This window comes from Sulfuricella sp. (genome assembly GCA_041651995.1).
GTDB lineage: Bacteria > Pseudomonadota > Gammaproteobacteria > Burkholderiales > Sulfuricellaceae > Sulfurimicrobium.
The window spans coordinates 195,103-216,443 of record JBAZID010000002.1 but is presented as its reverse complement, the minus strand read 5'-3'; the positions used below and the strand labels follow the sequence as shown (position 1 = coordinate 216,443).

Sequence of the window (21,341 nt, the reverse complement as noted above, 5' to 3'; positions counted from 1 at the left end):
CTTCGGCTTGCCATCTACCTATCGCTGATCGGGATTGCTTCATCCCTGATTCTCGCTCTGTTACTGCGTGACCGGCGCTATTTTCGCCTGGCATGGCAAATTCTCAAGTTTTCAGCCGTACTGTTACTCGTTTTTGCCGCCGTGGTTTTCATGGGACGAGCCGTCCTCTACCGCATGCCGCTCTAGCATGGCCTCCAGCGCCCGTTTAAGGGGCGACTCCTCCAGCTGAACGGCCAATTGACGCAAACTGGCCGCACCCGCAGAACCCAGGCGCAGCGTCTTGGGCGGCCTTTCACGGAGCGGACGGAAGTCGGCTTGCACTCGCACCAGAATTGCAGTAACCTCAACACCGTTTTTTTGGAATTTTTCAAGCACAGTCGGTGCCAGCTGCCGGATCTTGGCCGCAATTGCACCATTGTTTGCATACAGCACTAAAATCCGGTCCTGCAAACCACTTACCCTGCACATCTGAGCCAATGGCGGCGGCGCGAGCCTCTCCCACAAACGCTGCAATTTTGACACATGCGCAATGCGTTCGGCCAAAGCGGCAAGGCTGGTGGTTGATGTCAGGTAGGACTGCAGCTTGCGTACGCTCATGGAGGGTTTTGCCTCGTGAACATTATTTTCGTATCAAATAGTCTGGCCAGGAGCAAAAGCATCGCGCTTGGCCGTAACCAGGTCATCATGCTGACGCTGGGGTGGGCAATATTACCCGTAATCATTGCCCTGGGACTTAATTATTCCATGCTTTCCGGCACCCCGGTGCAAGCGGCGGGAAAAACCGCCCATGTTCAGGAAAACCTCAACGCCATGGCTGCCCGTCTCGGGCAGTTGCAGGCGCAGGTAATGCGTCTTGACGCAGTGGGAGGGCGGCTTGCCAAACACTTCGGCCTGCCGGAACAAGAATTTGATTTCCGTAAACAGCCCGGTCAGGGGGGCGCAGAAACCCCGGCCAGCCAATACCAGCTGGATGCACAACAACTCGAACGCGAACTGGCCATTTTTGCCCGGCAAATGGAGAAGCGCTCCACAAGCCTGAGCGTGCTCGAAGCCATGACTTTGCGAGAACAGGTTGTAAAAAGCACCGCCCCCACGCTGCAACCCGTTTCCGCGGGCTGGTTTTCGTCCAATTTCGGCTGGCGGATCGACCCCTTCAGCGGGAAAAAAGCCTTTCACGAAGGCGTGGACTTCATGGCAGAGACCGGCACGCCCATTCAGGCAGCCGCAGGCGGGGTGGTTGTTTACTCTGGCTATCACCCCCAATATGGTAATATGATCGACATTGACCATGGCAACGGCATGACAAGCCGTTACGCGCACACATCGAAGCGGCTGGTCAAGGTTGACGACATTGTCCTGCAAGGTCAGAAAGTTGCTGAAGTTGGCTCCACCGGCCGCTCCACCGGGCCGCACCTGCATTTCGAGGTATTAAGAAACGGCGCCCCGCAGAATCCGGCACGTTACCTGCACACTGCCGGATAACGAACAACAGGAGGCTCAGGGAATTCGGGTATCCATTCTGGATGCCTGAAATCGTCTGAGCCTCCCTAATTTTTGATAGAAGTTTCCATGATATCCAAGCTCGTCAGAAAAATCTTCGGCAGCCGCAATGACCGGCTGATCAAGCAATACATGCAAACCGTGCGTGCCATCAATGCCCTGGAGCCCTCCCTGCTGGGGCTCAGTGACGATCAGTTGCGCGCCAAGACCGATGAATTCAAGCAAAGGCACAGCAAGGGGGAGTCGCTCGACGATTTGCTGCCGGAAGCTTTTGCCGTAGTTCGCGAGGCGAGCAAACGCATACTTGAAATGCGCCACTTCGACGTGCAGCTGGTTGGCGGCATGACGCTTCACTATGGCAAAATCTCCGAAATGCGTACCGGTGAAGGCAAAACCCTGGTCGCCACCTTGCCCTCCTACCTCAATGCGCTGTCTGGCAAAGGCGTTCACGTGGTGACGGTCAATGATTACCTGGCCCGCCGCGACGCGGAGTGGATGGGACGCCTGCATGGCTTCCTCGGGCTTTCAGTCGGCATCAACCTGCCCAACATGTCGCACGAAGAGAAGCAGCAGGCCTATGCCGCGGATATCACCTATGGCACCAACAACGAATACGGCTTCGACTATCTGCGCGACAACATGGTCTACCAGCCCACGGAACGCGTTCAACGCAGCCTCAATTACGCCATTGTGGACGAGGTGGACTCGATCCTGATCGACGAGGCGCGTACCCCGCTGATCATTTCCGGCCAGGCCGACGACAATGTCGATCTTTACTACCGCGTGAATGAGCTGGCCCCAAAACTGGTCAAACAGCAAGAGGAAGACGGCCCGGGCGACTACAGCGTGGATGAGAAAGCGCATCAGGTGCTGCTCACCGAGGCAGGGCACGAACACGCCGAGCAACTGCTGACCGATGCCGGGCTGTTGCCGCCGGGATCCAGCCTTTACGATGCGGCCAACATTGCCCTGATGCATCACATGTACGCCGCGTTGCGCGCACATGCCTTGTACCACCTCGACCAGCATTACGTGGTGCAGAACGATGAAGTCATTATCGTGGACGAATTCACCGGCCGCCTGATGTCTGGACGACGCTGGTCTGACGGGCTGCACCAGGCAGTGGAAGCCAAGGAAGGCGCGAAGATCCAGCGCGAGAACCAGACCCTGGCCTCGATCACCTTCCAGAACTATTTCCGCATGTACAACAAGCTCTCGGGCATGACCGGCACGGCCGACACCGAGGCATTTGAATTCCAGCAGATCTACGGCCTGGAAACCGTCGTCATTCCAACGCATCGCGACATGATCCGTGACGACCGCATGGACCAGGTATTCCGTACCACCAACGAAAAATACCAGGCCGTGATCAACGATATCAAGGATTGCCAGAAGCACGGCCAGCCGGTATTGGTCGGAACCACTTCGATCGAAAGCTCCGAGTTGCTATCGAAAATGCTGACCCAGGCCAAGCTCCCGCATGAAGTGCTGAACGCCAAGCAGCACGCGCGGGAAGCAGAAATTGTGGCGCAGGCCGGACGCCCTGGCGCCATCACCATCGCCACCAACATGGCAGGCCGCGGCACCGACATCGTTCTGGGTGGCAGCATCGAGCGCGACATCCACGCCATTCGCAACGACGAAAACCTGAGCGAAGAAGAAAAAGCCGCCCGGATCACTGAACGCAAGGCAGTGTGGCAGCCCGTCCACGACCAGGTTCTTGCCAACGGCGGCCTGCACATCATCGGCACCGAGCGCCACGAATCCCGCCGCGTCGACAACCAGTTGCGCGGTCGCGCCGGACGCCAGGGCGATCCCGGCTCAAGCCGCTTCTTCCTCTCGCTGGAAGATCCGCTGCTGCGTATTTTCGCCTCCGATCGCGTGGCCTCCATCATGGAACGCCTCAAGATGCCCGAGGGTGAGGCAATTGAGCACCCATGGGTGACGCGCGCCATCGAAAATGCCCAGCGCAAGGTGGAAGCGCGCAATTTCGACATCCGCAAACAGTTGCTGGAATACGATGATGTTTCCAACGATCAGCGCAAGGTTATTTACGCTCAGCGCAACGAATTGCTGGAAACCGAAGATATTTCCGACACCATCAGTGCGATGCGCGGAGACGTGATCAACCAGACTTTCGGCATGTACATCCCGCATCAAAGCATGGAAGAACAATGGGACGTTCCCGCGCTGGAAAAAGCGCTGCAAGCCGAGCTGCAATTGCAGCTACCGCTGTCCCAGTGGCTGGAAGAAGATTCCAGACTGGGCGAGGAAGGCCTGCTTAAACGCGTCCAGGAGGCCGCACACGGCCAGTACCAGGACAAGCAGGAGCAGGTGGGCGCAGGCGTGCTGCACCATTTCGAACGGGCTGTCATGCTGCAAAGCATGGACACCCACTGGCGCGAGCATCTGGCCGCACTGGACCACCTGCGCCAGGGCATACACCTGCGCGGCTACGCCCAGAAAAACCCCAAGCAGGAATATAAACGCGAGGCTTTCGAGCTGTTTTCCGCCCTGCTTGAACGCATCAAGACCGAGGTCACCCAGGTCACCATGACGGTCCAGGTGAAGGGTGAAGAAGATGTCGCCGCAGTGGAAGACCAGCTACCCGCACCGGATAACGTCCAGTACCACCACGCCGAGTACGATTCGGCCCTGGATCAGGGGGACGGGGGCACGGAAGAGGACAATGAAAAACACGAGCCCTTCGTTCGTGATGAAATCAAAGTAGGCCGCAACGATCCATGCCCATGCGGTTCAGGCAAGAAATACAAGCAGTGCCACGGAAAACTCAGCTAGCCACGCCTTCAAAACCCGGTCTGCCGCCAGCCGGGTGGTTTCTGAAAACGGCTGATCACGCAGTCAATGGTGCGGGACGGCCAAGGTAAAAACCCTGGCCATGCGAGAAGCCGAGGCCTTTGACCTTCACCAGCGTTTGTTCGGCTTCCAGTCCTTCTGCAACCAGGGAATACCCGGCTTTCTGGATCATCATCGCCAGACCCTCCACAATGCCGCCCTGCCGTTCATCATCCTGCCCCAGGCTACGAATCAGCGAAATATCAAACTTCACGATATCCACCGGCATATTGGCCAGGTAGCCAAGCGAAGAGTAACCACTGCCAAAATCATCCAGTGCCACCTTGAAACCCGTTGCGCGCAGTTGATTCAGATTGGAAGTGGCCTGCTGCAACTGGGTAATCAGCGCAGTTTCGGTAATTTCCAGCACCAGATTGTAACGCCCGAGAAAAGGTTCGAATTCCGCCAGCTTTTCCCTGATCCTGGGGTGGATGATTGCCGGCCCTGAAATATTTATCGACAACCCGCTGCCAACCGGAATCACACCGTCGCGCAAATTCTCCAGAATTTTCCCCATCACGGCAAAATCCATCTCGGCCTCCAGGCGCCGCCCCTCCACCACCGGAAAAATTGCAGCGGGCATGATCAGCTCCTGATCACGCCGGATCCGCACCAGAGCCTCGTAATACTCGATCTTGCGCGTACCCAGATTGACCACAGGCTGGTAATGCATCTCAATGCCCGAGCCCGAAGTGACGCCCACGAATACCGCATTGGTAATCCGGTTCGAGAGCAAAGCATTGCCGTCATGCGCCATGTCCTCCGCATAGAGCGCAATTTTCCCGTGGCCCGGCCGCTTGGCGTAATACATGGCGACATCGGCCTGCTTTTGCAGCATCACCATGCTATCGGCATGAACCCCCTCGGAATGAGCCAGACCAATACTGATCCGGATCGGCTCCTTGATCCCCAGGGCTGAAAAATCATGCCGGTCCACCGCCTCCACACAACGCATGGCGGCTTCATCAACATGGCGGATATCCGCATCCAGAAACAGGGTGGCAAACTCATCCCCTCCCACACGATAAAGACGGTCTCCGGAGCGCAAGGACTCCTGCAATATCTGCGCAATCGACTTTAGCACCTGGTCGCCGGCGTGATGCCCGTAAGTGTCGTTAATCGGCTTGAAATGGTCACAATCAAAAAGCATGACGGAGACCGTTACGCGATGCCCGCTGGCAGCCGACAACAGCGTTTTCCAGTCCTCGTCGAAAGATCGCCGGTTGAACACACCGGTCAGGGGATCGCGGTGCGCCATGGTCCACAACTCGGTATTTTTCTGGTCCAGGCTGGAATGCATTGATTCCAGCTGACGCTGGTAATCATTGAGAGAATTCCGGACCTTCTCCATCTCCTTGACCGGCAGAACGCCGCCGAGAGACCCGAGGATCAGGCCATCACGCCCATCCCGCAAGGTATCGATATGTTGCGACAGCCGCAGCAGCGGCTTGGCCAGCAAGGCCGAGAGCGCCGCATAAAATACCAGGGACAGCAAAAGGACGGCGAATGCAATCTGGTACTGATAGCGAGTCAGGAATGTCAACAGCGCCGACATTTCCTCGTTGGGAACGACCCTGAACAGCACGTGTCCGGCCAGATCCGACAAAATGGTTTCACCTTCACGCAGAGAGAGAACGATGCTGGCCGCGTCGGCGTAGCGAAAACGCTGCACGCTCTGGAGTGCGGGCTGGAAATCAATCTTGAGCACGGCATATCCGGAAACCAGCCCCCTGATATCGATATCCTGAATTGGCTGGGTAAGGTAAATAAAATCGCGCCCGCCTTTCTTGACCACCCTGGCCTGCGGCTGCCCGATCACCGAATCAGGCATATCTGGCGAGGAGGCGCCAAGCGGCTGGCCCTGGCGATTATAGAGCGCCACCGACTTGACATAGCCAGGCACGATGCCGCCCATCAAAACACGGTTATCGCGCCAGTAAACATAGTAGGCCGGGTCACTCAGCTGCTGGCGTGTTTCGTCCCAGTCCGCCAGCGCATGCGCCGCCCTCTCCAGCTCCTCATTCAATTGCCGCAGCGCCTGGGCAACTTCGGCGCTGGCTGCACGCTGGCTGTTGCGCTCGATATCAAGCCGGGTTGAATGGATTTTGTTCAGCATCAGCCAGCTGGTGAAGCTGAAGAACAGGGTCACCATGACGATAAAAACAATACCGTAGGTTTTGACTGAAAGTGGCGAGAACAGGCTGTGCTGAAATTTCATTGCCTAATGGAGTTCCTTTTTCAGCATTTCAGCCACACGGTCATTGAGCTCAAACTCGTGCTCACCGTCAAAGAAGTGCCCCGCATTCTCAATCAGGGTTATCGGCACGCGGCTTTTCGTGAGCTGGGCCTGCCAGGCCGGAGAAATAACCTGGTCTTTTGAACCCAGCACGATGTTCACCGGCACCCTGATCCTGCCCAGCGCACTCACGATTGAATCGCCAGTCCAGTCCGCGTAGGAAAGATAGGCCGGCGCCGTGGCAACATAATTGTTCTTGCAATACGCCATGGTAAAGCGGCGCAGGGGCGGCAACGGACCAGGCATGAGCGGCTTTGCTGCACGCGCCTCCCGATATTGCCCGGCATCCACCTCAAGCGGCGTGACACTAACCAGGATAATGCGTTTCACCATGGCATTTGGCATGGCGGAAAGATAGGCCAGAATATCCTTGGCGCCGGAACTGTGGCCTATCATGATGATCTTTTGATGGCCACGATTCACAAGCCAGTTCACCCATTGGCTGATTTCCTTCTGATCGTCCTGCAGGGTATGCTTGTGGACCGCTTCGCATGACAAGCTCTTGTTGCGGCGGCTTACTCCCAGAGAAAGCGTCGGAACCAGGACAGGATAACCGGCATCGGACAGCGCATCCGCCAGGCGGCTCATGGGTGGAGCATTGCGCGTCTGCAAAAAACCATGCAGCAGCACGACAACGGGAAAGCCCGGTTTTCCGTTGCGATAATCTGCAACGCCCACCAACGCGGGAGAAATTTTAATCTCGACCGCGTCGGCCCGGGCAGCCGCCACCACCACACAAAGGGCCAGTATCAGCAAAATTTCCCGCATACGCCTCAAACCCAGCATGCTTACCCCGTTATTCAGTCAATTTCATGCCGATTGTATAGCGTCCACCTGGACAGCAAAAGAAAATTCTACCCCTGTGGCCGCCAGGGTGATTCGGGTTAAAATCACAGCTCAAGCCAAGGAGCAGCCACTAAATGAATCAAGCCCATCTTCCTGCAAAAATCGGCCTCGTCACGATCAGTGACCGGGCATTCCAGGGCGCTTATGAAGACCAGGGCATTCCCGCTTTGCGTACCTGGCTGGAAGCAACGCTCGCCACCCGGCACCAGACCGTCACACGCCTGGTACCGGACGAGCAGGATCAGATCGAAGCCGCATTAAAACAACTGGTAGACGAAGAAGCCTGCTGCCTGGTGCTCACCACCGGCGGGACCGGACCGGCCCCGCGCGACGTCACGCCGGAAGCCACGCTGGCCGTGGCGGACCGGGTGCTGGATGGCTTCGGCGAGCAGATGCGCGCAGTGAGCCTGAAATATGTGCCGACCGCCATTCTCTCGCGCCAGGTGGGGGTGATTCGCAAGCACAGCCTGATTCTCAATCTGCCCGGGCAGCCCAAGGCGATCAAGGAAACGCTGGATGGCGTTTTTGCTGCCGTCCCCTACTGCATCGACCTGATCGGCGGCCCCTATCTGGAAACGTTGCCGGAAGCGGTTCAGCCCTTCCGCCCCAAATCGGCGCAGCGTCCCAAACCGGAAAGCGCCTGAGATTTATGTCTTTTGCATCAAATTGCCGGCCAAGCAGAATTCAGCCACACAAAAAAAATAACCCGGGGGTGACATGTTTGACTTCAAGGGGCTGATCAACGCCCTGCTACGCAAGGCCAGCGACGACCCTGTCGGCGACCTCAAGTCCGCCACCATCTGGGTGCAGGAGCTGCCGCAGAACGACATCTACCAGGCGCAGCGGGAGATCGTCAAAGCCCTGGGCGGGCTCAACCGCAACCAGGGAACCTCGCTCAAGGAGCGTATCAGGGTGCTGCTTTATCTGGATGACAAATCCAGATCCCTGCAGGAGACTTTGTGCCACAAATACCTTGCCGCAACCGACGACACTGAAAATGCCGCACGCCAGCAGCTTCCCACCATTCTGCAGTTCTGGGAGGAAATGGGGGCGGCTTATGAACAGTGCATCCGTAGTTATGCCAAAAATCCTGGCGGCGCAAAAATTCGCGAGCAACTCCCGCTGCTGACAGCCAAGGCACTGTATTTTCATGCCATGCAGGCGAAGTGGAGCCATATACGCTATCTGCCGGTCGAGGCGCATGTCTGGCGCCGCCTGCATCGGCTTTACCTGTTTGCCGAACAGGAAAAGATAGATCGCATTCCAGTGCAACTGCACCCGCAACAGGACGACACCAGTTGCGCCAGCGAATATCTGCAACCGATGATGCTACATCTGGCCAACCCCGCCAGCCTGCGCCCGGCGCAGATCGAAAGCGTTGATCTATGGCTCGACAGCTGGGCGAAAAGCCTGGTGATCGAGGCCGATTTCCGCCCTCACCGTCAGGTCTATGCCGTCAACCTGGGCGATACCAAGCCGGCCAGAAAGTTGCGCCGCAACATGCTGGGTGAAAAATACCGCTACTGGGGTATCGAGTTGATGCTGGTAGCCATCACCAAAATCGTGGAGCAACTCAAGCAGGGTGACCTGCCCGCCCGCCTCAAACTGGGCGAGGATTGCCGTCTGCCATCCTGTCTCGACCTGATTGAGGAAATTGGCGGGCGCTGGTCTGGCCAGTCCACCACGCGCAAACATGCCAGGGTAACGGCCGAAAAATCCCTGCTGGTGATGCGGGACTTCAGCAATATCGTGGCCAGCCTGCAGGGCGGCAAAAATAGCGGCATCGCAGCAACCTTCAGTGTTGAGAATACCCGCACGCAATCTTCGCTCAAGCCGAGCGGCGAACCCGAGCTGTTCGAATCGGGGACGCAGCAATGGCAGGTGGAGAATGAATCCCTGAGCGGCTATGGCGTCACTTTCACGCGTAGCGGCAAGGTGCCGTTGAAAATCGGCACGCTGGTGGGCCTCAAGGCAAGCACCGGCAAAAGCATTGCCATCGGCATCGTGCGCCGCATCAATAATGAACCGCCACTCAAGGTGCACGCGGGCATCCAGACACTGAGCCAGGTTGCCATTGCAGTCGAACTTCATCCTCTGCCCGGCGAGCAGGGCATGTCAGGACCTGCCATCTACCTGCCCGAACTGCCGAAACTGGAACTGGGGCGCAGCCTGCTGCTACCCGATAGCGCGCACGCTCCGGCCCGGCTGGTTCAGCTCAAGGCGCAGGGAAAAACCTACACCGTCCGCCTGCATGCGGCAGTTGAACACGGCCCGGATTATGTCCAGGCAGGTTTTGACGTGGTTGCCAAAGCCTGAGAATTTCCCATGGAAGCGCTTGAAATCAACACCGGCACCCACCCTTCCAGCGCCGTCATCTGGCTGCACGGTCTGGGCGCCGATGGCCACGACTTTGCCCCCATCGTTCCCGAACTTGGCCTGCCCCCCCGGCTGGCGGTGCGCTTCATCTTTCCGCACGCCCCGCTGCTGCCGGTCACCATCAACAACGGCTACGCCATGCCAGCCTGGTATGACGTGAGAAGCCTGGATCTGCGCCAGACCGAGGACGAAGCCGGCATCCGCGCCTCGCAGCAACTGCTGGAAGCGCTGATCCGGCGCGAGGAAGCGCGCGGCATTCCTGCCGCGCGCATCGTGCTGGCCGGATTCTCACAGGGCGGCGCCATCGCGCTGCACACCGGCCTGCGCTACGAAGCGCCGCTGGCAGGCGTGCTGGCGCTGTCCACCTACTTGCCGCTGCCCCGCGCCCTGGCCAGCGAAGCCAGCCCGGCCAATGCCGGATTGCCGGTTTTCATGGCCCACGGCACGGCAGACGGCGTCATTCCCGCCGCGCAGGGCGCCGCCTCGCGCGACTGGCTGGAACAACACGGCTATACGGTGGATTGGCGCGAATATCCGATGGCCCACTCGGTATGCGCGGAGGAAATCACGGATATCGGGCAGTGGCTGGTGCGGGTGCTGACGGTCGGGCATACCCAAGGATAAACCCGAAAAAACGCTTCACCCGGCCCGCAGCAGCTCCTCAACCGCCGCCAGCACGCGCTCGACCGGGATCGCTTCCAGACATTCGCTGCGCTTGCCGCCGCCGCAGCCATCGTTGCCGCACGGACGGCAGACATGATCCGAAGTCAGAAGGCGGTGCGGAACGCGCCACGGCCCCCATTCAAGATCGCCGCTCGGGCCGAACAGCACCGCCACCGGCGTCTGCATCGCCGCGGCGATGTGCATGGGCGCCGAATCGACACCGACAAACACCTTGGCCATGGCGGTCAGCGCCGCCAGCTGTTTCAGGCTCAACTGGCCGGAGAAATCCACCACCGGCTGCCCAAGCGGCGCCAGCATGTCCCGCACCAGCGCCTGCTCGGCCGCATCCGGCGCCGCCGTGATCACAATCCGCTGGCCCTGGGCTTGCAGGGAGCGGATCAGCGCCGTCATGTGACCGCTTGGCCAGCATTTGAACAGCCAGCGCGAAGCCGGATGGATATGAATGAAGTCCTTGCCCGCCAGGCCATGCTGCGCCAGTTTCTGCTGCACATCGCTGCGCGCCGCCTCGCCCGGCTCCAGCGTCAGCATGCGCTCACTCTCATCCGGGTAAACGCCGATCCGCCGCAAGGCATCCAGATGCGTCTCGACCGTATGGCGGAAACGCCCCGCCGGGACGGGATAGAAATGGCTGAAGCTGTTGCGCCAGAAACGGCCGCGCCCGCGCACATTGCGCGTCACGGCATGCGGCACGCCCAGCAGCCGGGTCAGCCAGGCGCCGCGGTTATGCTCCGTGAGATGAATAATCAGGTCGTAATGTCTCGCCCTCAGGCGCGCAAGCAGACCCCATTCCTCGCTCGCCTGCCCGAGGGGACCGAGTTTTTTCCAGTTGCGGTCTATGGTGTGCACTTCCGCGATCGCGGGATGAAACGTCAGCATCTCCGCCGTATCCCGATAAACCAGCGCATCCACCTCAAGCTGGGGCGCATGGTTTTTCAGCACGTTAAATAGCGGGGAAGTCAGCAGCACGTCGCCATGGTGGCGCAGCTTGATGATCAGGATACGGCGGAGGGTGGAAAGGTCGATGGCGTCTTTGAGCATGACGCGAACAATAGCAAAATTTCCCTGCTTGCCCAATGGGCGCGAGAAGTTCACGGCGTGCCGGCCGGCATTTGCGCCACGCCAGCCACAAGCCATAGCGGGGTTGTATGCTAGAATGGCCGCCATGTTTCAGGTGCCCGCTCGCCTTCCGGCGAACGGGTTAAACGGGAAACAGGTGCGCCCGGCAATGGGCAAAGCCTGTGCTGCCCCCGCAACGGTAAGTGAGTGCGAACGCATCAATAGGCCACTGTGGCGCAAGCCATGGGAAGGCGGTGCGTTTTTTCACCAGCCCGGAGACCGGCCTGAAGCGGATACGGAAATGCCGCGGGGTGACGGTAGCCGAAGTGGCCATCCTGCGCCATTTCTGTGGCATTTCCATTACTTGAACCCACGGCCTGCGGGGACGCTGGCCGAATAATGGAAAATAGAATGAAATCCCCTTTCAAGCCTGGTTTGATCTCCCTTGCCATTCTTTCACCCCTGGCTTCCGCTGAGGAAATTCCGCTTTACCAGGGCGACGAAATCGTCGTCACCGCCACGCGATTCGATGCCAAGCCACGCGTACCGGCCAATATCAGCGTCATCACACGCGAGGAAATCCGCAACTCTCCTGCCCTCGACTTGCCCGACCTCCTGAAAACCCGGGCAGGCATCGGCGTCCGCCCCCTGTACGGCCACATGGGCATCGACACCACGGTTGACCTGCGCGGGTTCGGCGATGCCGCCGGGAGCAATGCCCTTATCCTGCTCGACGGTCAGCGGCTTAACCCAATCGACCTTGGCGGAATCATCTGGTCAACCATCCCGCTGAACAGCATTCAGCGTATCGAGATCCAGCGCGGCGCGGGCACCGTGCTCTATGGCGACCGGGCCAGTGGCGGCGTCATCAATATCGTCACCGACAAGTCCGGCGCGCCGCGCGCCGCCATTTCCGCCAGCGTTGGCAGCTATGGCTACCGTGCCCTGGATGGATCTGCTGCCGGGGGCAATAGCGCGGGTTATGCCAACATCTTCGCCCACACCGCCACGTCTGACGGCTGGCGCCAAAATAGCCAGCAAGACCAGCAGTCGCTTTCCGGGCGTGCCGGCCTCTACCTTAAAACCGGCGAGATCGCCCTTGACTACGCAGCCTACGAGGAATCATCAGGCCTGCCGGGCTACTTGCTGCCTGCGGCCTATCAGGCCGATCCCCGCAGCACCACAACGCCCCTCAACAGCCAGAAGCGTAGCGGCTATCGCCTTCGCCCCGGCATCAAATTGCGCCTCTCTGACACGGTGACAGTGGAAGCCGAGGTGTCCGAAGAAAATGCTTCTCAACACTGGAACACGCCTTCTTACGCCAGCGTTTCCGACCGCGACAAACACACCCAGTCCCTGACACCGCGTGTACGCTGGCAACACGGCATCGGAAGCCTGGCCAGCGAGACCGTCGTGGGTTTCGACTACTACGATGGCAAAGTGGATGCGCGTTATTCCTCGTTTCCCAAACAGTGGGCGGCTCAGACCAGCAACGCGGTCTATTTCCAGAACTCGACTTCCTTAACCAGCGCCTGGACGGCCACGCTTGGCGGGCGCAACCAGCGCATGGATCAAAGCGCTCACCAGGATGCCTACGCACCCTGGTTCATGCCTGCCATGGACGGCAATGCCACGCGCACCCGCAACGCCTACGACCTCGGAGCCAGCTATGACGGACAGGGCTGGCGAGCCTATGGCAAGATGGGCCGCACCTTCCGCTTCGCCAATACTGACGAACTGTTCGGTTACGACCCCATCACTTATGCCCCGGTGTTTGCGGGTGACCTGCGACCGCAGCAAGGCACCCTGCACGAAATCGGCGGCAGCCTGAACGCCGGGCCTGCCAGGCTGCATGCCACTCTCTATCGCCTGAACATGACAGACGAGATCGGCTATGACAGCGCTGCCGGCGCCAACATCAACTTCGACCCTACGCGTCGCCAGGGCCTGGAAACCGAGCTGGACTGGCAACTGGGCGAACGCCTCAAAACGCGCTTCGCCTACACCTACACAGAAGCCACGTTCCGTGAGGGCATTTATGCCGGCCTGCAAGTCCCCAGCGTTCCCCGCAACAAGGCCAGCCTGCAACTCAGCTGGGACGCAGGTGCCGCCGGCAGTTACAGCGCCGTGGCCAATGCGATCGGCAAGCGCTTCTACAGCGGCGACTACGCCAACTCGCAGGGCAGCCTCGCCGGCTATGCCACTCTCGACCTGCTTGGAACCTGGGACCTGAAGCCATGGAAAATCTCTGCACGGCTTCTCAACGCCTTTGATAAACGCTATGCCGCCAGCGCCGGTTATGCGACTTATCTGAATCCGCCAAATTACTACTACTATCCGGCTGATGGCCGCACCTTCGCGCTCACCGCCGGGTATGATTTCAAGTAATCAACCCGCAAAACCAAGGAGTCCCTCATGTTATCCCTGACTACCCGCCAGCAACTCGCTATCGGCTTCGCCCTTGCCCTGCTGATGGCCCTCACGCGCAGCCATCACTGGGCAACGCTGCATTCCCTGCCCGATGCCTCATGGGCGGTGTTTTTCATTGTTGGCTTCTATCTGCGTTCCCTGTGGATAGCGCCCGCCCTGATGCTGGGGGCCGTGCTGATCGATTACGCCGCCATCACCTGGGGCGGGGTGAGCGACTTCTGCATTTCTCCGGCCTACTGGCTGCTGATCCCGGCCTATGCCTCCCTGTTCCTGGCTGGCCGCGTCTATGCCCGCCACCATCGCCTGTCCTGGTCCGCGCTGCCCTGGCTGCTGGGCTGCGCGCTGGCAGGCGCGCTGCTGGCTGAACTGTTTTCCAGCGGGGGATTTTATTTCTTCTCCGGAGAATTTGCCGCGCCCAGTCTGGGCGAGTTTTTCCCGCGTCTGGTGGCGTTCTTCCCCCGCACGCTGTCGACCATGGCCGCCTACATCGGCCTGGCCACGGTGATTCATGTCGCCGTCGCCAGCTGGCACGGGGATGCGCAGCATGCCGGTTAATTCGCCCCCCTCCCCCCTCGCGGGGGAGGGGCTGGGGGAGAGGGCGCTCCGGCTGATTAACCCGGCGCTTTCCCTCTCCCCAACCCTCTCCCGCGGGGGGAGAGGGAGCAATGGTGAAGGACATTTATTTTGATCGGCCACAAAACCCGCATGACGCGCAAAAAGGCGCTGATCGACGCGAGCATCGCCCGCGCCAGCGCCGAACGCGGCTTGCTGCTGGTGCTCACCGGCAACGGCAAGGGCAAAAGTTCGTCCGCCTTCGGCATGGTCGCCCGCGCCCTGGGCCACGGCATGAAAGCGGGCGTGGCCCAGTTCATCAAGAGCCGCACCGACACCGGAGAAGAAGCCTTCTTCAGCCGCCAGCCCGGCGTGGAATGGCAGGTGCTCGGCGACGGTTTCACCTGGGACACCCAGGACCGCGAACAGGACATTGCCACCGCCCGGCGCGGCTGGCAGGTCGCGCAGCGCATGCTGGCCGATCCGTCTCTCGACCTGGTGGTGCTGGACGAACTCACCTACCTGCTGAGCTACGGCTACCTCGACCAGGCTGCCGTGCTCGACGCCATCAAGGCCCGCCCGCCCATGCAGCACGTCGTCGTTACCGGACGCGGCGCCTCGCCGGAGCTGGTCGAGCTGGCCGACACCGTATCTGAAATCAGCGACGTGAAACATGCCTACCGCGCCGGGATCAAGGCACAGAAGGGCGTGGACCTGTGAAGGGCGCGCGATGGACAAAGGCGCCTGTTTTGATACCCTCTCCTCAATCCTCTCCCGCAGGGGGAGAGGAAGCGATGGACAAAGGCGCCTGTTTTGATATGCGCGAGCTGATTCTCGGCGGCGCCCGTTCGGGCAAGAGCGCCCTGGCGGAAAAGATCGCCCTGGAATCCGGCCTCGCCGTCACCTATATCGCCACGGCGACTGCGGGAGACGAGGAAATGGCCGGGCGCATCGCCCATCACCGGGAGCGCCGCCCCGCCGGGTGGGAACTGATTGAAGAGCCGGTGCGGCTGGCTGCCGCGCTTCAGGATTCTGCTGCGCCCGGCCGCTGCCTGCTGGTGGATTGCATGACGCTGTGGCTCAACAACGTGATTGCCGACGAAGCGCTTTTCCAGAGGGAACGCGCCGCCCTGCTGGGAATCCTGCCCGCCCTGCCCGGCCGGGTCATCCTGGTGAGCAATGAAGTCGGCATGGGCATCGTCCCCCTGGGCGAACTGACGCGGCGCTATTGCGACGAGGCGGGCCGCCTGCACCAGGAGCTGGCGCAACTCTGCGACCGGGTCACGCTGGTGGCGGCGGGCCTGCCGCTGGTCTTGAAAGGAAAACCCATATGAGTTTCGCCTGGCTGGAAACACCGGCCGCGCCCTTGAACCCTGTCGCGCAGGAGGCGGCGCGGGTGCGCCAGACGCAGCTGACCAAACCGCCCGGCTCCCTCGGCGATCTGGAAGACATCGCCATCCGCCTGGCCGGGATGCAGGGCACGCAAACACCCGCCCTGGAGCGGGTGCGCATCGTGGTGTTCGCCGCCGACCACGGCATCGCCGCGGAAGGCGTATCGGCCTTCCCGCAGGAAGTGACCGGGCAGATGATCCTCAACTTTGCCCACGGCGGCGCCGCGATCAGCGTGCTGGCGCGCAGCCTGGGCGCCGCGCTGGAAGTGGTGGACGTGGGCAGCGTCGCGGACAGCGCCGCCATGCCCGGCGTGGTGGTGCAAAAGGCGGCCAGCGGCACCGCCAATTTCCGCCGCAGCCCGGCGATGGACGGGACACAACTGGCAGCGGCCCTGCAGGCCGGACGCGACGCGGTAGAGCGGGCACGGAAAGAGGGCGCGCAGCTTTTCATCGGCGGCGAGATGGGTATCGCCAACACCACAGCCGCCACTGCCCTGGCCTGCGCCCTGCTGGGCCGCTGCGCCAGCGAAATTGCCGGACCGGGCACCGGGCTGGATTCAGCCGGCGTGGCGCGCAAGGCAACAATCATCGACGCAGCGCTGGCGCTGCACCGCCCCGCCATGACTTCCCCGCTCGAAGCCCTGCGCCACGTCGGCGGGTTCGAAATCGCGGCGCTGGCCGGGGCCTACATTGCCTGCGCCCAGGCCGGCCTGCCGGTGCTGGTGGACGGCTTCATCGCCAGCGCGGCCGCCCTGGTGGCGCTAAAAATCCGCCCGGATGCGGCGAACTGGTGGTTCTACGGCCACGCCTCGGCCGAACCCGGTTATGTGCATCTGATGCAGGCGCTGGATGCCCGCCCGCTGCTGAACCTGGGGCTGCGCCTGGGCGAGGGCAGCGGCGCGGCGCTGGCTTTGCCCATCCTGCGGCTGGCCGCCGCGCTGCATGGGCAGATGGCCACGTTCGGCGCGGCAGGCGTGTCGGAAGGCGCATGAGCGACTCGCCGATCACCACCACCGTCGACCTGCTCCGCCATGGCGAACCGCTGGGCGGAATCCGCTTTCGCGGCCACACCGACGATCCCCTGAGCGCAACCGGCTGGACGCAGATGCGCGCCGCCGTCCAGGGCGGAAGCCCGTGGCAGACGATAGTCAGCTCCCCGCTACAGCGCTGCGCCGGATTTGCCGCCGAGCTGGCCGCAGGCGCCGGCATCCCGCTGGAAACCGATGCGCGCCTCGGGGAGATCGGCTTCGGCGCGTGGGAAGGCCGCACGCCGGAGGAACTGACACAAGACGATCCCGGCTGCCTCGACCGGCTGTGGCGCGACCCGGCCGGCTTCACCCCGCCCGGCGGCGAGGGGCTGGCGGCTTTCGCCGCGCGCGTCACGACGGGCTGGAACGACCTGCTGCTGCGCCATGCCGGCAAGCACCTCCTGGTGGTGGCGCACGGCGGCGTGAACCGCGTGATCCTCTGCCAGGCGCTGCAAATTCCCATCCACAACATGTTCTGCCTGGACGTGCCCTATGCCGGGCGCAGCCGCATCCGCATTCTCGGCAGCGGCGCCGCAGCCCTGACGCAACTGCTGTTCCACGGCGGCCCTGAGACATGAAACTGAAAAAGCATTTGAACCACGGGGAACACGGGGGAAGCTGTGCAAGACATTGAATTACCCCGTGTTCCCCGTGGTTAACTGAGATTTTCAGAATGAAAGCATTTCTCCTGGCCCTGCAGTTTCTCACCTGCCTGCCCGTTTCCCTGAAGGTTGCGCCGGGCCCGGCGGAGTGGGGCCGCTCGGTGCTCGCCTACCCGCTGATCGGTCTCCTGATCGGTCTGCTGCTGGCGGGCCTGCAGCGCCTGCTCGGCCATGCCGACCCCCTGCTCCAGGCCGCGCTGCTGACTGCGGCCTGGGCGCTGCTCACCGGCGGGCTGCACCTCGACGGACTGGCCGACAGCGCGGATGCCTGGGTGGGTGGCCACGGCGACCGGGAGCGCACCCTGGCCATCATGAAGGACCCGCGCAGTGGTCCGGCAGCCGTCTCCACGGTCATGCTTGTGCTGCTGCTGAAATTCGCCGCGCTGGCGGCTTTGCTGAGGACGGAGGCATGGCCAGCACTGGTTCTTGCCCCTGTGCTGGGCCGGTCGGCGCTGCTTGCGCTGCTTCTGACCACGCCTTATGTCCGGCCTGGCGGCATGGGCTCCGCGCTGGCTACCCATCTGCCGCGGACGGCGGCGGTACTGGCACTACTGCTTGTAGCAAGCGCGATTCTTTTTACCGAAAAACCCGGCTGGATTGCACTGGCAACAGCACTTGCCGCCTGGCCGCTACTGCGCTGGATGATGATGCGGCGCCTGGGCGGCATGACCGGCGACACGCTGGGGGCCACGGTAGAACTGAGCGAGGCGGCCATACTCGTTTCTCTGGCTCTGGGAGTGCCATGAACGCAAAAGCCCTGATGATCCAGGGATGCACTTCCGATGCGGGCAAAAGCGCGCTGGTGACGGGCATCTGCCGCGTGCTCTACCGCCGCGGCATGCGCCCCGCCCCGTTCAAGCCGCAGAACATGGCGCTGAACAGCGCGGTGACCCAGGACGGCGGCGAGATCGGCCGGGCGCAGGCGGTGCAGGCGCAGGCCTGCCATCTCCCGCCCCATACCGACATGAACCCGGTGCTGCTCAAGCCCAATACCGATATCGGCGCCCAGGTGATCGTGCATGGACAGGCCATCGGCAACATGGATGCCGACACCTATCACCGCTTCAAGCCGCAGTTGCTGGGAAGCGTGCTGGCGTCTTTCGAGCGCCTCAGGGCGAACTATGACCGCGTTGTTGTCGAAGGGGCGGGCAGCCCGGCGGAGATCAACCTGCGCGAGTACGACATCGCCAACATGGGCTTTGCCGAAGCGGCGGACTGCCCGGTGCTGCTGATCGCCGACATCGACCGCGGCGGGGTGTTTGCCCATCTGACAGGCACGCTGGAACTGCTTTCCCCTGCCGAGCAGGCGCGCGTGAAAGGCTTCGTCATCAACCGCTTCCGTGGCGACATCGGCCTGCTCCAGCCCGGCCTGGAGTGGCTGGAGCGGCGCACCGGCAAGCCGGTTCTGGGCGTGCTCCCCTATTTGCACGGCCTGCACCTGGAAGCCGAGGACGGGCTCGGCAAGCTCTCATTCGGGGCCGATACAGCCGAGCCCCTGCGGGTGATCGTGCCCTTGCTGCCGCGGATCAGCAACCACACCGATTTCGATCCATTGCGCCTGCATCCTGATGTGGATCTGCGCTTCGTCATGGGCGGAGAGCCGGTTCCCCGGGCCGACCTGATCATCCTGCCGGGCAGCAAGAACGTACGCGGCGACCTCGAATGGCTGCGAGAACATGGCTGGGAAAATGTGATCCAGCGGCATTTGCGCTATGGAGGCAAGCTCATCGGCATCTGCGGCGGCTTCCAGATGCTGGGGCGGCGCATCCATGACCCGCTGGGGCTGGAATCCGGCGCGGGCGAAAGCGCCGGCCTGGGTCTGCTGGACATGGCGACCGAGCTGAAAGAGGAGAAGCGCTTGCGGCGAGTAAGCGGGAAGCTGGCGCTTGCCGATGCAGCCGTGAGCGGCTATGAAATCCATGCCGGGGTAAGCGCGGGGCCCGCCCTCACCCGGCCCGCGGCGAGGCTTGAAGACGGAAATGACGGCGCGATCTCGGCGGACGGCCAGATCCTCGGAACCTATGTGCACGGCCTGTTCGACCGGCAGGAAGCATGCGCTGCGCTGCTCCGCTGGGCGGGGCTGGCGATGCCTTCCATACAGGATTACGAAGCCCTGCGGGAAGCGGGGATCGAGCGCATGGCCGACGCAGTGGAAGCGCATCTGGATTGGCGCCTGCTGGATCAGATTTTTTCCTGAATACCGGAAAAAATCTGTTAAAACACTTTTAAAACGTGGCGTTAGCAGTTGACCTAGCTGGATTTTTCAAATTATAGTGTGCGCATGCAAGCGGAACTGAAATCCCTCGAAGAAAAAGTCGCGCAGATCGCACGAATGTGCCAGCAGCTGCGTTCCGAAAACATTCAGTTGCGCCAGCAACTGGCCACCGCCCAGAACCGGGGAAAGCTCCTGGGCGACAAGATCCTGGGTGCGCAAACCCGTCTTGAGGCGCTGATGGAACAAATTCCGGAGTCCGCCGAATGAGCGAAATAAAGGGCCTGGACGTTGCCATCATGGGACGCGAATTCCGCGTTGCCTGCCCCGAGGACGAACAGGAAGCGCTGCTCCAGTCAGTGGACTATCTCGACCGGAAAATGCGCGAAATTCGCGATAGCGGCAAAGTTATCGGGGTGGAACGCATCGCCATCATGGCCGCCCTGAACATCACCCACGAACTGCTCAACACCCACATCGCCGGTTCTTTTGACATCGGAGAGTTCAAGAGTAGAATGAACTCCATGCAGGCTCAGATCGAGCAGGCAATGACGGAGCAGGATGAACTTTTTTAGCAGGCTGCGAATAAAAAAACCCTTCGCAACCAGCTTTCCGAGTTGTCCCCTGCGGTGTTCGTCCAGGCTAGATATTCTTTGAACCAATATATAAAGTTTGGTTGTAGCTATTAAGAATGCTGTTGTGCGCATCCCCTGCGGATGTGCCTGATGCGTTCTGGCCGCGACCCTCTTGGACCCCAGGTTCAAGATGATAGCCTGACGGCATGCGCGGGGGACTCTTACCCCCTAACCTGTTGTCGTTTTTCCTTCGCATACCTTGAATAAACCCCAACTGCGGCGCCATTTGCGCCAACTGCGCAGCCAGCTTTCGCCGCACCAGCAACGGGTGGCGGCTAATAGCCTGTTACGGGTAGCCACGCGTGAGCGCCTGCTGATGCGTTATGACCGCATCGGCTTCTATCTGCCCTTCGAAGGCGAGATGGATATGCTGCCCCTGCTCAACCAGGCATTGCGTTTGGGAAAATCCTGCTATTTACCCGTGGTGCCGCGCCGATTCCAGAAGCATCTTTATTTCACACGTCTCACGGCCCGCCCCAGCTGGTATCTCAACCGCTTCGGCATCCACGAACACTGGTCGCCCCGGCCGGTCCGCGCCAGCCAGCTGGATCTGTTATTCATGCCGCTGGTGGGGTTCGACGAAGGTGGATTCCGGCTGGGGATGGGCGGCGGCTTCTACGACACCAGCCTGGCATTTCTCGGGCGGCGAAAGATCTGGCACAAACCCTGTCTGGTCGGAATTGGTTACGAATGCCAGAAAGTGGCGCATGTCCCGCGCGACCCATGGGACATGCCGCTCGATGCCGCGCTCACCGAACACCAGCTTTATCGCTTCCCGCAATCAGCACATGTTCACATCTGAACCTGGAAAAAGCCG

Annotated in this window: 20 protein-coding genes, 1 other RNA gene and 1 riboswitch; of the genes, 17 read left to right on the top strand and 4 right to left on the bottom strand. The window is 61.1% G+C overall.

Annotated features, from left to right (window positions below):
• Positions 1-123: 123 nt before the first annotated feature.
• Positions 124-597 (bottom strand): DUF721 domain-containing protein, encoded by a 474-nt coding sequence (locus WC392_05760; protein ID MFA5241869.1) that lies wholly within the window; start codon positions 595-597, stop codon positions 124-126.
• Between the two features lie 15 nt (positions 598-612).
• On the opposite strand from WC392_05760, the gene WC392_05755 reads away from it, so the two are divergent.
• Both WC392_05755 and secA read left to right on the top strand, forming a co-directional pair.
• On the top strand, positions 613-1,482 hold the full coding sequence (locus WC392_05755; GenBank protein MFA5241868.1) for a M23 family metallopeptidase: 870 nt from the start codon (positions 613-615) through the stop codon (positions 1,480-1,482).
• Positions 1,483-1,569: 87 nt separating this feature from the next.
• The gene (gene secA, locus WC392_05750; protein ID MFA5241867.1) at positions 1,570-4,299 is read left to right on the top strand and encodes a preprotein translocase subunit SecA; all 2,730 of its coding nucleotides are present in this window, start codon (positions 1,570-1,572) and stop codon (positions 4,297-4,299) included.
• Between the two features lie 55 nt (positions 4,300-4,354).
• Here secA and WC392_05745 read toward each other — a convergent pair whose 3' ends face one another.
• Together WC392_05745 and WC392_05740 are read right to left on the bottom strand one after the other, a co-directional pair.
• On the bottom strand, positions 4,355-6,574 hold the full coding sequence (locus tag WC392_05745; GenBank protein MFA5241866.1) for an EAL domain-containing protein: 2,220 nt from the start codon (positions 6,572-6,574) through the stop codon (positions 4,355-4,357).
• Positions 6,575-6,577: 3 nt separating this feature from the next.
• The gene (locus tag WC392_05740; GenBank protein MFA5241865.1) at positions 6,578-7,420 is read right to left on the bottom strand and encodes an alpha/beta fold hydrolase; all 843 of its coding nucleotides are present in this window, start codon (positions 7,418-7,420) and stop codon (positions 6,578-6,580) included.
• Positions 7,421-7,572: 152 nt separating this feature from the next.
• Here WC392_05740 and mog point away from each other — a divergent pair, with 152 nt between their 5' ends.
• The 3 genes from mog (at position 7,573) to WC392_05725 (ending at position 10,498) form a co-directional block, all read left to right on the top strand.
• The gene (gene mog, locus WC392_05735; protein ID MFA5241864.1) at positions 7,573-8,142 is read left to right on the top strand and encodes a molybdopterin adenylyltransferase; all 570 of its coding nucleotides are present in this window, start codon (positions 7,573-7,575) and stop codon (positions 8,140-8,142) included.
• 73 nt (positions 8,143-8,215) lie between these two features.
• Positions 8,216-9,814 (top strand): hypothetical protein, encoded by a 1,599-nt coding sequence (locus tag WC392_05730; GenBank protein ID MFA5241863.1) that lies wholly within the window; start codon positions 8,216-8,218, stop codon positions 9,812-9,814.
• Between the two features lie 9 nt (positions 9,815-9,823).
• Positions 9,824-10,498: an alpha/beta fold hydrolase gene (locus tag WC392_05725; protein ID MFA5241862.1), complete on the top strand. Its 675-nt coding sequence runs from the start codon at positions 9,824-9,826 to the stop codon at positions 10,496-10,498.
• Positions 10,499-10,513: 15 nt separating this feature from the next.
• Here WC392_05725 and rfaQ read toward each other — a convergent pair whose 3' ends face one another.
• Positions 10,514-11,722, bottom strand: coding sequence for a putative lipopolysaccharide heptosyltransferase III (rfaQ, locus tag WC392_05720; protein ID MFA5241861.1), 1,209 nt, complete (start codon positions 11,720-11,722; stop codon positions 10,514-10,516).
• Positions 11,711-11,917: riboswitch (cobalamin riboswitch) on the top strand. (Overlaps the previous gene by 12 nt.)
• Before the next feature lie 108 nt (positions 11,918-12,025).
• On the opposite strand from rfaQ, the gene WC392_05715 reads away from it, so the two are divergent.
• The 12 genes from WC392_05715 to WC392_05660 all read left to right on the top strand — a co-directional run bounded on the left by WC392_05715 (position 12,026) and on the right by WC392_05660 (position 21,326).
• Positions 12,026-14,002: a TonB-dependent receptor gene (locus WC392_05715; protein MFA5241860.1), complete on the top strand. Its 1,977-nt coding sequence runs from the start codon at positions 12,026-12,028 to the stop codon at positions 14,000-14,002.
• A 27-nt stretch (positions 14,003-14,029) separates the two neighbouring features.
• A complete protein-coding gene (locus tag WC392_05710) occupies positions 14,030-14,599 on the top strand; it encodes a hypothetical protein (protein ID MFA5241859.1) in 570 nt (189 codons plus the stop codon).
• Between the two features lie 150 nt (positions 14,600-14,749).
• Positions 14,750-15,316, top strand: coding sequence for a cob(I)yrinic acid a,c-diamide adenosyltransferase (gene cobO / locus WC392_05705; protein ID MFA5241858.1), 567 nt, complete (start codon positions 14,750-14,752; stop codon positions 15,314-15,316).
• Positions 15,317-15,390: 74 nt separating this feature from the next.
• Positions 15,391-15,930, top strand: a complete 540-nt coding sequence (gene cobU, locus WC392_05700) for a bifunctional adenosylcobinamide kinase/adenosylcobinamide-phosphate guanylyltransferase (GenBank protein MFA5241857.1) — start codon at positions 15,391-15,393, stop codon at positions 15,928-15,930.
• Complete coding sequence (cobT, locus tag WC392_05695) at positions 15,927-16,979, top strand: nicotinate-nucleotide--dimethylbenzimidazole phosphoribosyltransferase (GenBank protein ID MFA5241856.1); 1,053 nt, start codon at positions 15,927-15,929, stop codon at positions 16,977-16,979. The genes cobU and cobT overlap by 4 nt, the downstream gene beginning before the upstream one ends.
• Complete coding sequence (gene cobC, locus WC392_05690) at positions 16,976-17,593, top strand: alpha-ribazole phosphatase family protein (protein MFA5241855.1); 618 nt, start codon at positions 16,976-16,978, stop codon at positions 17,591-17,593. The genes cobT and cobC overlap by 4 nt, the downstream gene beginning before the upstream one ends.
• Before the next feature lie 95 nt (positions 17,594-17,688).
• Positions 17,689-18,423, top strand: a complete 735-nt coding sequence (locus WC392_05685) for an adenosylcobinamide-GDP ribazoletransferase (GenBank protein MFA5241854.1) — start codon at positions 17,689-17,691, stop codon at positions 18,421-18,423.
• A gap of 14 nt (positions 18,424-18,437) precedes the next feature.
• Complete coding sequence (locus tag WC392_05680) at positions 18,438-19,874, top strand: cobyric acid synthase (protein ID MFA5241853.1); 1,437 nt, start codon at positions 18,438-18,440, stop codon at positions 19,872-19,874.
• 84 nt (positions 19,875-19,958) lie between these two features.
• The gene (locus WC392_05675; protein ID MFA5241852.1) at positions 19,959-20,159 is read left to right on the top strand and encodes a hypothetical protein; all 201 of its coding nucleotides are present in this window, start codon (positions 19,959-19,961) and stop codon (positions 20,157-20,159) included.
• Positions 20,156-20,464, top strand: coding sequence for a cell division protein ZapA (locus tag WC392_05670; GenBank protein ID MFA5241851.1), 309 nt, complete (start codon positions 20,156-20,158; stop codon positions 20,462-20,464). The genes WC392_05675 and WC392_05670 overlap by 4 nt, the downstream gene beginning before the upstream one ends.
• A 43-nt stretch (positions 20,465-20,507) precedes the next feature.
• A non-coding RNA gene (ssrS, locus tag WC392_05665) (6S RNA) lies at positions 20,508-20,685 on the top strand.
• A gap of 38 nt (positions 20,686-20,723) precedes the next feature.
• A complete protein-coding gene (locus tag WC392_05660; protein ID MFA5241850.1) occupies positions 20,724-21,326 on the top strand; it encodes a 5-formyltetrahydrofolate cyclo-ligase in 603 nt (200 codons plus the stop codon).
• Positions 21,327-21,341 lie beyond the last annotated feature (15 nt).

Excerpts from the sequence above, each read along its gene's own strand:
- WC392_05760 (MFA5241869.1), bottom strand. The coding sequence starts at position 597 with ATGAGCGTACGCAAGCTGCAGTCCTACCTGACATCAACCACCAGCCTT.
- secA (MFA5241867.1), top strand. The coding sequence starts at position 1,570 with ATGATATCCAAGCTCGTCAGAAAAATCTTCGGCAGCCGCAATGACCGG.
- WC392_05745 (MFA5241866.1), bottom strand. The coding sequence starts at position 6,574 with ATGAAATTTCAGCACAGCCTGTTCTCGCCACTTTCAGTCAAAACCTAC.
- WC392_05740 (MFA5241865.1), bottom strand. The coding sequence starts at position 7,420 with ATGCGGGAAATTTTGCTGATACTGGCCCTTTGTGTGGTGGTGGCGGCT.
- mog (MFA5241864.1), top strand. The coding sequence starts at position 7,573 with ATGAATCAAGCCCATCTTCCTGCAAAAATCGGCCTCGTCACGATCAGT.
- WC392_05730 (MFA5241863.1), top strand. The coding sequence starts at position 8,216 with ATGTTTGACTTCAAGGGGCTGATCAACGCCCTGCTACGCAAGGCCAGC.
- WC392_05725 (MFA5241862.1), top strand. The coding sequence starts at position 9,824 with ATGGAAGCGCTTGAAATCAACACCGGCACCCACCCTTCCAGCGCCGTC.
- rfaQ (MFA5241861.1), bottom strand. The coding sequence starts at position 11,722 with ATGGCGGCCATTCTAGCATACAACCCCGCTATGGCTTGTGGCTGGCGT.
- WC392_05715 (MFA5241860.1), top strand. The coding sequence starts at position 12,026 with ATGAAATCCCCTTTCAAGCCTGGTTTGATCTCCCTTGCCATTCTTTCA.
- WC392_05710 (MFA5241859.1), top strand. The coding sequence starts at position 14,030 with ATGTTATCCCTGACTACCCGCCAGCAACTCGCTATCGGCTTCGCCCTT.
- cobO (MFA5241858.1), top strand. The coding sequence starts at position 14,750 with ATGACGCGCAAAAAGGCGCTGATCGACGCGAGCATCGCCCGCGCCAGC.
- cobU (MFA5241857.1), top strand. The coding sequence starts at position 15,391 with ATGGACAAAGGCGCCTGTTTTGATATGCGCGAGCTGATTCTCGGCGGC.
- cobT (MFA5241856.1), top strand. The coding sequence starts at position 15,927 with ATGAGTTTCGCCTGGCTGGAAACACCGGCCGCGCCCTTGAACCCTGTC.
- cobC (MFA5241855.1), top strand. The coding sequence starts at position 16,976 with ATGAGCGACTCGCCGATCACCACCACCGTCGACCTGCTCCGCCATGGC.
- WC392_05685 (MFA5241854.1), top strand. The coding sequence starts at position 17,689 with ATGAAAGCATTTCTCCTGGCCCTGCAGTTTCTCACCTGCCTGCCCGTT.
- WC392_05680 (MFA5241853.1), top strand. The coding sequence starts at position 18,438 with ATGATCCAGGGATGCACTTCCGATGCGGGCAAAAGCGCGCTGGTGACG.
- WC392_05675 (MFA5241852.1), top strand. The coding sequence starts at position 19,959 with ATGCAAGCGGAACTGAAATCCCTCGAAGAAAAAGTCGCGCAGATCGCA.
- WC392_05670 (MFA5241851.1), top strand. The coding sequence starts at position 20,156 with ATGAGCGAAATAAAGGGCCTGGACGTTGCCATCATGGGACGCGAATTC.